General features: G+C 60.2%; 6 protein-coding genes and 2 pseudogenes. 4 read left to right on the top strand and 4 right to left on the bottom strand.

Annotated features, from left to right (window positions below; translation table 11 throughout):
- A pseudogene (locus ACR0LZ_RS18855) lies at positions 1-100 on the top strand (IS5/IS1182 family transposase); the annotation flags it as partial.
- A 249-nt stretch (positions 101-349) separates the two neighbouring features.
- Here ACR0LZ_RS18855 and ACR0LZ_RS18850 read toward each other — a convergent pair.
- Positions 350-511, bottom strand: a complete 162-nt coding sequence (locus ACR0LZ_RS18850; protein WP_480751587.1) for a hypothetical protein — start codon at positions 509-511, stop codon at positions 350-352.
- 49 nt (positions 512-560) lie between these two features.
- Between ACR0LZ_RS18850 and ACR0LZ_RS18845 the strand changes: the two are divergent.
- Positions 561-662 (top strand): annotated as a pseudogene (locus tag ACR0LZ_RS18845) (transposase domain-containing protein); the annotation flags it as partial.
- Positions 663-909: 247 nt separating this feature from the next.
- On the opposite strand, the gene ACR0LZ_RS18840 reads toward ACR0LZ_RS18845, so the two are convergent.
- Entirely contained in the window at positions 910-5,016 is a 4,107-nt protein-coding gene (locus ACR0LZ_RS18840) for a translocation/assembly module TamB domain-containing protein (RefSeq protein ID WP_480751585.1), read from the bottom strand.
- The gene (locus tag ACR0LZ_RS18835; protein ID WP_480751584.1) at positions 5,013-6,818 is read right to left on the bottom strand and encodes an autotransporter assembly complex protein TamA; all 1,806 of its coding nucleotides are present in this window, start codon (positions 6,816-6,818) and stop codon (positions 5,013-5,015) included. The genes ACR0LZ_RS18840 and ACR0LZ_RS18835 overlap by 4 nt, the downstream gene beginning before the upstream one ends.
- Before the next feature lie 262 nt (positions 6,819-7,080).
- Between ACR0LZ_RS18835 and ACR0LZ_RS18830 the strand changes: the two genes are divergently transcribed.
- A complete protein-coding gene (locus ACR0LZ_RS18830; protein WP_480751582.1) occupies positions 7,081-7,911 on the top strand; it encodes a class I SAM-dependent methyltransferase in 831 nt (276 codons plus the stop codon).
- A 17-nt stretch (positions 7,912-7,928) separates the two neighbouring features.
- Here ACR0LZ_RS18830 and ACR0LZ_RS18825 read toward each other — a convergent pair whose 3' ends face one another.
- Positions 7,929-9,161 (bottom strand): urate hydroxylase PuuD, encoded by a 1,233-nt coding sequence (locus ACR0LZ_RS18825; RefSeq protein ID WP_480751581.1) that lies wholly within the window; start codon positions 9,159-9,161, stop codon positions 7,929-7,931.
- A gap of 96 nt (positions 9,162-9,257) precedes the next feature.
- Here ACR0LZ_RS18825 and ACR0LZ_RS18820 point away from each other — a divergent pair, with 96 nt between their 5' ends.
- The gene (locus ACR0LZ_RS18820) at positions 9,258-10,181 is read left to right on the top strand and encodes a LysR family transcriptional regulator (RefSeq protein WP_480751580.1); all 924 of its coding nucleotides are present in this window, start codon (positions 9,258-9,260) and stop codon (positions 10,179-10,181) included.
- The last annotated feature ends 45 nt before the right edge of the window (positions 10,182-10,226 follow it).

Here is a 10,226-nt window from a genome sequence, read left to right as displayed (position 1 = left end):
GTTGAAGGATTGGCGGCGCGTCGCAACCCGTTACTACAGATGCCCAAAGGTCTTCCTTTCAGCCATCGCCCTAGCGGCAACCGTCATCTATTGGCTATGAGTCCTGACCCTAAAATGTGAGTTTGATATCATAGGCTATCAGTAACCAGATACGGTCGTTTTTGTCACGCTCAATCTTCGCACGAGTGATCAAGGTGTTAGCCGTTCCAAAAACCCGTGAAAAAACGTTTGGGGCATAGGATCGGTTTTTGTCATGATAGGTTATGATCATCGGATATGCTCGCGTTTCAACCACAGACCAGAATCTTGAGGATATGATGGAATGAACATCTCCTGATCCCTCATCACATCAGGCCAACAGATCAAACAGCCCGTCGGCTGTCTTTATCATGATCGAGTCCAGGTCGGCACCATCCTGAAGGACCCAGGCGACCTGCCCGGTTGGCAGGTACCTGACAAATGCCTCGGCGACACCATCGCTGCCCCGACCAGAGGTGACCGCGAATGACACCACGAAACTGCCCGCATTTCCGTTTGCCTGGGTTTCCAGGCGGTCTCGACCATTCGCCTATCTCAAGGCCACTCTCGAAGCCATCGCAGCAGGACATCCAAAGAACCAAATCGACGACTTCCTCCTCTGGAACTTCAAGCAGTCAAGCTGAATGCCCAGCGGTCTTCGGCCACCGCTTAAGGCGAGGACGCGCTGCCTGAAGGCCTTTGGCGAGCGCATTGCGGCAAGAGACCCAGATCGCAGAAATCCGCATCCGCATCGCCCTCATGAACCGCCGAAATCAAACGCGTGGCATGACGTCGGCAGGGTAAGGGTCTTCAAGCCTCAAACGCGAGTTTCGCAACAACGGCGGGTGACTGTTGCGCAACCGCTCTGCAGCGACGACAAAGCTCCGGACTTCAGTAGTCGCGCTCAAAAAATACGCCGATCCCTGTTTCGCCGTTGCCGTCCACTGTGCCACGGACGGTCAAATTGTCGGTAACGTCGAGATTCAGATTCACTTCGGTTTCGCCCTGGGTGTTGACGGTGAAATCAGTATAAAGGTTTTCGCCCAGATACCCGCCTGCGCCAAGCAAGCCGCCGCCGCCGGATGCCGGGGCCAGTTCGATATTGCTGAGGCCGGTCTTTTCACGGACACCCTTGGTGGCGTCGCCGCCCACACCGCTGAGTTGCGCCAGGGAGGCCGCCATCTGGGCAATCACAAAAGGTGACAGCTGCGAGAATTCGTTACCAAAGAGTAGCATTGCCAAGGCCTCCTCGGCGGGACGTTCCGGGTCTGCATAGACTTCGATCTCGGGGGCGTTCAGGGGGCCGGAAATCTCGATGGTGGCGGTGCCGTCGGATGTGGTCGCGGTCGAGGCGAATTCCAGATAGGGGGTCAGGTTGCCCTGAAGGGTGACCAGCCCCTTGGTCAGGTTCAGGCGTCTGGCCAGAATGTCAAAGGTGCCGCGGATCAGTTCGATTTGGCCGGATGGCACGACCTTGGCTGTGGAGCCGCCGATATGGAGTTTGCCGCCCAGTTCCGCGTTCACACCGCGCCCGCGCACAAACACGCGGTTTGGTGCGTTCAGGCTGATATCCAATGAAATGCGAGAGCTTTTGTCCTGTCCGTTGCCGGTTTTGATCAGATTGGCGCGCTCCAGCGTGGCATAGACAGGGCCGCTTTCGCCGACATGCTGCATCGGCGGGATCGGGGCCGCACCCACCGCACCCGAGGCGGCGGCGAGGTTGATGTTGGTTTCGCCAAACTCAATCTGCCCGGCCAGAGCGCTGTTGCCGGCCAATGGCCCCGACATCACGATCTGACCGTTCAGGGTGGTTTCGTAAAGCAGCTTGTCTGTCAGAACAAACTGGTTGATCGAGGTGGAGATCTGTCCGTCGAAGGGCGGATTGAGCGATACCGGCCCCGAGACGGAAAAGCCACCGCCGTTCCGCCCCTGACCGTTCAGTGCGAGGGTTGCACGGCTGCTGGCCAGTGTGACAGTGCCGCCAATGTTGGTGAGTGTTTGCCCCGCATTGGGAATGGCGAATGTGGTGCCCGATGTGGAAATCGTTCCCGACAACGCGTCAAGCCCGGGGTTACCTTTGAGGGCCAGATCGTATCGGGCCGAACCCGCGATCTTGTTCGGCGTGATGAACCGGTTGGCGATGCCGATATTGACGCCGCCTGTCGCCGACATGTCGGCCAGGCCGGTACCTTCGTCAAACGTGCCCGCGACCTTGGTTTCGATATTGGCCGGGCCGGCGGCGCTGGCATCGACTGTCCAGACGCCATTCTTGCGCTTGGCGTTGCCCTTGGCAGTGGCAGAACCGGGAAATTCCGGCAAGAACCGCTCGATCCGGTCGAGGCGGGCGTCAAAATCGAAATCTGCGTCCCCCTTTGTTTCCGCCGTGCCGACCAGATGGGCAAAGGAGGTGTCGGGGCCAGTGAGGCGAATGTCGCCCTTTATGCCTTTGCCGGTTGGCGTGACATCCCCATTGAGGGTCAGCGGGCCGGTGATGGTCGAAGAAACCCGGGCGAGATTGTCCAGCGCAGCCTCCACCGTGAGGCTGCCATTTTCTTCACGCAGATCGCCCCTCGCGCTGGCGCTGAGCGCGGTGCCGTCCAGATCGAAGGTGCGAATGTCCAAACCTTGCGCATCACGGGAGGCGTCCATGGTCAGCGTCGTTCGGCCCTCGATCAGCGCGTCCGCTTTTTCGATGCCGGTTTTCAGATCGCTGGCCTTAACGTCGAGTTTCAGATCGAACAGGAGGGATTTCACGGTTGCGCTGCCCTGCGCATCGGCGGTGATGGAGCCCCCCAGATCAAACCCCGCAAGACCTGAAAAAACCGAAAGATCAGGCGCGTCGAGTTGGGCCTGACCCTCGACAGACATGACCCCGGTCGGGTCGGTTACGGTTGCAACCACGTCAGCGTCCAGAGCGTCGGCATTGACGACGGCCTTGCGAACGACGATCTGATCGCCCGTTCGCGCGGCGTCCAGCGAGATGAGGGTCTGACCGGCAATTACCGGGTCGATCTCGGTCAGGCCGGTTTTCAGGTTCTGGCCGGTGATTTCGGCCTTACCATCGAATTCAAGCGTTTCGGGCGTACCCTTGCCCGTGACCGAAGCGTCCACCGCGCCGCCCAGATCATACCCGGCCAGTGCCGAGAACACCGACAGGTCCGGAGCGTTGACCCTAGCATTCCCGTCAACGGTCAGTTTGCCATCGGGTTGCGAGACTTTGGCCGCCGCTTCTGCCCTTAACGCCGTGCCAGCCAGCGTTGCCTTGCGGATGGTCAGACCCTGGCTATCGCGCACTGCGTCCAGAGCAATGGTTGTCTCGCCAATGATCAGAGGGTCGATGTCGGCACGACCCGTGGCGAGGTTGCGGCCTTGCATTTCCAACTGGCCGTCAAAGCTGCCGCCCAGGGGTGATCCCGTGCCAGCCAGTCTGGCAATAACTTCACCCGCCAGATCCATATTTGCGAGGCCCGAGAATCGCGACAGATCCGATGCGGTCAATGCTGCCGATCCGTCCATCTCGAAGCCGGAGTTCAACCCGTCAATGACCGTGTCCACTGACAGCGTGTAATCAGACCCGAACAGTTCGAAATTCGAAAGCTTGAGGCTCTGCTCTCCGGTCAGCCCGAACAGGCCATCCAGCGTGATGCGGTTGCCGATAGCATCCTGAAGGCTGGGGTCCGAGAAGGCGATGCCGTCAAGCAGGGCCTGAAGGTCGCCATCGAGTTCGGGCACGTCGCCCTGCGAGAATGTGCCTTGCGCGGTAAGGCGTGCGCGACCCAGTTTCAGCTCGGGTGTCTGCAGATCGCGTGCGGTCAAGCTCAGATCCCAGAGGTCACCGTTGGCGGCATCGTAAAGCAGGGAAAGCTGTGCCGCGTCCAGTGTGGTGCGTGGTTCGGCAATCGGCAGGACGACCGGTTGAGTGCCGGGCGGGGTGATCCGCCCCTGTAGTGCGGCTTTGTTCAGCTTGCCGCCCGCAGCAAGGCTGAGTTCGCCGGACAAATGCAATGCTTCGGTTGTCACTTCAAACTCGGGGATGTCGAACGCGCCTTCAGCTTTGGTACGTCCATCAACGAACAGGCGGGTTTCGGTGCCGAAGAACGGGTCGAACTCCTCGGCCAACAATGGTGTGACGTCACCACCGATATCGGCGGTAAAGCGGATACCCGAAGAGTCATCCGTTGCCGTTGCGCCGAGACCGCGCAACCGGACCTGCCCTGCGATCCGTTGGGTGTCATCGCTGGTCAGGCCAAGATCGGCGGTGAAATCCGTCACCGGGCCGTCGCCTTTGGCGGTAACAAGCAGCGGCGGTTCGCCGGGGATTTTCAGAGCTTTCGAGATCAGGCCGCCTTGATCTTCTACGATTTTCAGATCCAGGCCGATGGTGTTGTTTTCGTTCTGGAAACTGGCGGTCAGGCTGGCCGTGTCACCGGGCCGGTCAAGCCGGGTGATATCGAGATCGGTATCCAACTCACCGTCCGCGAGGGATAGGGCACCTGTCAGGGACAGGTCGGCGGCCAACCCAAGCAGCGGCTCTCCCAATGCCAGCTTGTCGATGCCGATCTTTCCGATCTCGACCGAAACCGGCAGTTCCGGCACCTGGAAGGGCTGGGCCTCGGGGCTGGGCAGTTCCGGGTCGGGGGGCACGGGTTCGGGCGCGCGCGCGACGCTGATTTCCGCCGCCGTCAGTTCGTTGACCGAAAAACGGCCTCGCAATAGCGCCAGTCGGTTCCAGTCGAGCACCGCATTGTCGATGGTCAGCCAGACGCCGTCCTCATCAGATACCGTGATCTGCTGGATCGTCGCCTTGGAGCTGAGCGCGCCTTCGAGCCCGCGCACCTTGATGTAACGGGAATCGGTCGACAACGTATCCTGCAGGAAGTTGGCCAACAGACCGCCTTCACCCTCTTCCGCCTGATCCTGCGACTGGGCCCGGACAAGAGGAGAGGCCACGCCGAAAACACAGGCGATGACAAGGGGATATGCCAGTGTGTGCTTCAAAACGCCTGTCCGATCCCGATATAGAATTGCAGCCCCTCGCCGGTATCGCCGGACACCGGATAAGCCAGGTCGAATCTGAGCGGACCGAAACCGCCGATGTCATAGCGTACACCAATACCGGCTCCGGAATGAGAGTTGGTGTTGCCGGTTGCAAAGGCGTTGCTGTCCACCGCGCCGAAATCATAGAAGCCGACCAGCGACAGGTTTTCGGTGACTCGCCCGCGCACTTCGGCGGACAGGCCCAGGAACGCGCGCCCGCCCGCGACCTCGTTGCCGACCGGAATGCCGAGACTTTCGAAAGGCTGCCCGCGCACGGTGCCCGCGCCACCCGAAAAGAACAGAAAGTCGGGGGTCACGGCATCCGCCGACGGTCCCATCACCGAACCGATCTGCACCCGGCCCGCCAGCACCAGCGCGCCGCCGGTGCCAAGATCCCAGTAACCCCGGCCATCAGCATAGACACGCATCCCCGATTGCGCCCCGGAAAACCCTGCAAAAGGCATCACCTGCGCATCCAGATAGAACCCCTTTGTGGCGCTGACCCTGCTATCGCGCTGGTCCCATTCTGACCGGAAGGGAAGGATGAAGTAGCGGAATTTGCGGCCGTCGCCATAAGCGTCGTCGGAATCGGAATAGTGCAGTCCAAGCCAGGCTTCGGCATAGAGCCGGTCAGAAAAGGTGCGGCGCGCACCATAGCCCAACTGGCCCAGTGTCACGTTGTAATGCGTCCTGTTCCGACGTTCCAACTGCGCGATGTAGAATGTGCTGTCATCCGGACCCAGCCGCGCCGGTTCATCCAGACGCAGGCCAATGCGTCCATCGATGTCCTCGGTTCCGCCAATGTTGCGCACGCTGGCTTCGAACCGGAAGCGTTCGGCATTGCCGAAGAGGTTGCGGTGCATCCACGTGGTACTGACGTCGATCCCCTGGTTCGAGGATATCTCGCCCCCAAAGGTGAAGCGCCGTTTGGGCATGTCTTCGAATGCGGCATCGAAATCAAGCGTGCCGTCAGGGTTGGGGTCTTCGTTTTCCTGCAGGGATACGACGCTGAAGGCTCCGGTGCGCCGAAGGCGGGTGCCGACCTTTTGCACCTGTGCGGGTGAAAACACCTCGCCGGTTGGAAAGCCGGCAATTTTCTCGATGGCTTCGGGGCGAACGTCGCTTTTGCCATGAATGAACATCTGGCCAAAGGTCAGTTTCGGTCCGGGCAGCAATTCGATATCCGAATCCAGCCGGGCCTCGGAATGGCGGGCAATGACCCGTTGTCCACCGACGCTGGCCTTGGCGTGGCCGTCGTTTTTCCACGCGCGCACTCCGCCTGTGGCGGCGTCTTGAATCACGCCGGTCGAAGCTGCGCCACCCGGCTTGTACTCGTCTGGCAGGACTGTGCCATCCGCAAGTGGGCCGATTTCGGCGGAACCAAAACGGAAGGGGGGGCCGGTCTGCACCGCGATGTCGATCCGGTTGACCTGATTGGGCGTGTTCAACGGATCGATGTCCGCCGCCTCACGCCCATCCAGCCGGATATTGACAACCGGGCTGAAAAAGCCCTCGTCATAAAGGATCTGTACCAGGGTGCGATAGTCGGACAGCGCGGCGGACAACAGTTCGATCGGCGTATCCAGCCCGCGCGCCTCGGCGGTCAGGACCGATGAGGTCTCCTCGATCCGCTTGCGCAGCTCTTTCGAGGCGCCGGGCGCGGTCAGGGTGGTGTCAAGGGCAAAAGCAAGGTCGGGAAGCGCCAAAGCGCAGATCGTGATCAGCCCGGATTTCAGGGCAATCCACGGTCTGTTGAACTTCATTGCCTGGCCCCCGAACGCTCGAACCTGCCTGAGAAAGTCTTTGCGGTATGGAAGTCCCACCGCTCTATTTCCGATAGTTAGAGCACTTGAAGCCAGCGATGAAAAGGGAAATTGGCCGCGACGGCGCAATGAACCGGGTTCGACAATCATCGGCGATATGGCAAGAAGCACCAGTGACTGCCCCTGTCGGTCATGGAACTGACGATATGTGATAGACTGACATCACATCGAGGCTTTGCAAGTGCCTCGGAAAGGGGGGAGCGTGGCTGAACTCAACAAGACCGACCCGGACTATGTTCTTGGGGCGACGCAGGACGAACATCTTCGATTGAAAAGCCAATCCGATTTCATCGACCCGTTCACCAGACGGCTGTTTCTGCAGGCGGGGATTGGTCCCGGAATGAACGTGCTGGACATCGGCTGTGGCGCGGGTGACGTGTCGATGCTGGTACGCGAGATTGTGGGACCCGAGGGATCGGTTCTTGGCGTGGATCGGGAAGAAAACTCGATAGCCGCCGCCAGAAGCAGGGCTGATTCAATGAAACTCGGGAACGTAACGTTTCGGGCCGCCGATTTCCGTGAGGTGGATGGTGGCGATACACAATTCGACGCGCTGGTGGGGCGACTCGTCCTGATGTATCAGCCGGATGTTCCCGCAGCACTCAGGGCGGTTTTACCTCAAGTCCGCCCCGGCGGCATCGTTGCCTTTCACGAGCACGACCTGTCGGTTCCCGCCATGGGCCATCCCCGATTGCCGTTGCGTGAAAAGGTCAGTGGCTGGTTATGGGAAACATTCCGGCGATCAGGCGCAGAGACCAGCATTGGGTACAAACTCTATTCGGCCTTTCGGGCCGCCGGGTTGAGGAAGCCGAACCTTCTGGCCGAAGCGATCATCGACACGCCGGGGTCGTCGTATTCCTGGGCCATGATGACGCGGGTCATGCTGCCCAAGATGATCGAATACGGGGTCGCCACCGAAGAAGAGGTTGATATTGAAACTCTCGATCAACGGCTCAGCGACGAGATCGACGGGACCGACACCATCGCGGTGGACTTTCTGGCCTTCGGGGCCTGGGCCCGGATGCCCACCTGATCGCGGTGGGTGCGGGATTACCCGCCGGCGGCTCGGAACCAGCGCACGATGGCGGAACGGTCTTCGGGTTCCATGAAGGTGACGTTTGCGGGCGGCATGGCATGACTGAGACCCGCTTGCAGATAAATCGCCTTGGCGTTTCGGGCTATGTCAGCCTCGGTTTCCAGCAACACGCCTTTGGGCGCCCACAGGATACCTTCCCAGACTGGCTCGCGCGAATGGCACATCGAACAGCGGCCCAGCACCACGTCATGCGCCTCGCTGAACCCGTCCGCAGCGGCAAAACGCTGCTCGTAAGGGGTCAGTGCCTGTGCCTCTTCGTCATCCAGCGGCTGGTATACGGGCGCGGCGGTAGACAGCCACATGATGGCAAGGAACAGCAGCGCCGTGACCAGCCAGGTCCAGGTGGGGTTTCCTGCGCGGGCATGGGTGGTGTTGAAGTAATGCCGGATCGTGACCCCCATCAGGAAGACGAGCGCTGCGATGATCCAGTTATACTCGGATGCGAAGGCCAAAGGATTGTGGTTCGACAACATCAGGAACACGACCGGCAAGGTCAGATAGTTGTTGTGGGTCGACCGAAGCTTGGCGATTTTGCCGTATTTCGGATCGGGGGTGCGGCCGTTTTTCAGGTCGTCCACCACGATGCGCTGGTTCGGCATGATGATGAAGAACACGTTGGCGGTCATGATCGTGGCAGTGAATGCGCCCAGATGCAGCATCATGGCGCGGCCGGTGAAGATCTGGTTGTAACCCCAGCCCATGATCACCAGCAGCACAAACAGCAGAACCATCAGCAGGGTCGGGCGTTCGCCAAGACCGGATTTGCAAAGGAAATCGTAAACCAGCCAGCCGATGGTCAGCGAGGCGGCAGAGATCAGGACTGCCTGCCAGACCGCCAGATCGGCCTTGGCGGTGTCGATCAGATAAAGCTCGGCCCCGGCCCAATAGACCAGCATCAAAAGCGCGGCCCCGCTGAGCCAGGTGGAATAGCTTTCCCATTTGAACCAGGTCAGATGGTCGGGCATCTGCTCAGGGGCCACCAGAAACTTTCGGATGTGATAGAAACCGCCGCCATGAACCTGCCACTCCTCACCGTGCGCACCGGGCGGCAGGTCGGGCGCCTTGCGCAGGCCGAGGTCCAGAGCAATGAAATAAAAGGATGATCCGATCCAGGCAATGGCGGTGATCACGTGCAGCCAGCGCACTGCGAAAGCGGCCCAGTCCCAGAACGCGACATAGTCATACATGGCAAATTCTCCGATTTGTTGACGCCAGACTAGGCAAATGCTGATTTATTCGGTATTCCTGTTAATTGCCAAGCTGTATCAAAAATTTCCGAAAAGATGTCCTATCTCGATAATATCCGCACTTTCGTCCGGGTCTATGAACTGGGCAGCATGTCCGCCGCCGGGCGTGACCTGCGCATTTCACCGGCGGTGACCTCGGCCCGGATTTCCCAATTGGAGGATCATCTGGGCGTGCGTCTTTTCCAGCGCACGACGCGCAACCTGACCGCCACCGAACAAGGGCGGGCCTTCTATCCCGGCGCGGTAGCTGTCCTTGAATCGGTGAACCAGGCCGAAGCTCAGGTCATGCACCTGACCGAAGCGCCACGCGGCTCGCTTTTCGTTGCGGCACCTCTCGGGGTCGGTCGACGACTGCTGGCACCACAGGTGCCGGAGTTCCTGTCGGAGTATCCCGAGATCGATGTACGGCTGCGATTGACGGATCGGACAATCGATCTGACCACCGAAGGTCTGGATCTGGCCTTTTTTATCGGCCAGCCCGAGGACAGCAACTTGCGCATCCGCAAGATCGCAGATTGCCAGCGGGTGTTGTGCGCTGCACCCGACTACCTCAAACGTCGCGGCAACCCCGCAAACGGTGCCGCGCTGATCTCGGAAAAGCACGAATGCCTGAATCTGCGTTTTCCGGGGGCGACGGAATTCCAGTGGTTGCTGCAGACATCTGACGGGCCACGGCGCTTTGCGGTTTCGGGCCGGTTCGAATGCGACGACGGCGACGTATTGACCGATTGGGCGCTGTCAGGACAGGGGATCGCGATGAAACCCGTCTTTGAGATCGCCGAGCATCTGAAAGCGGGTCGGCTGATACCGGTTGCGCAGGATAACCCGCCCGTTCCGGTGCAGATGGCTTGCCTTTACACGCACCGCCGTCACCAGGATCCCAAAACGCGCCTTTTCATGGAATTCATGACCAAGCGCCTGGGTCAGGTCGTACGCGACGCCGAAGCCAAGGCGGCCTGAACGGGCAAGGGCGCAGCCCCTCTTGCCCTTCGGGCAATTCACCCC

Source organism: Ruegeria sp. CI1 (assembly GCF_056536925.1).
This window is presented reverse-complemented; position numbering and strand designations above follow the sequence as displayed.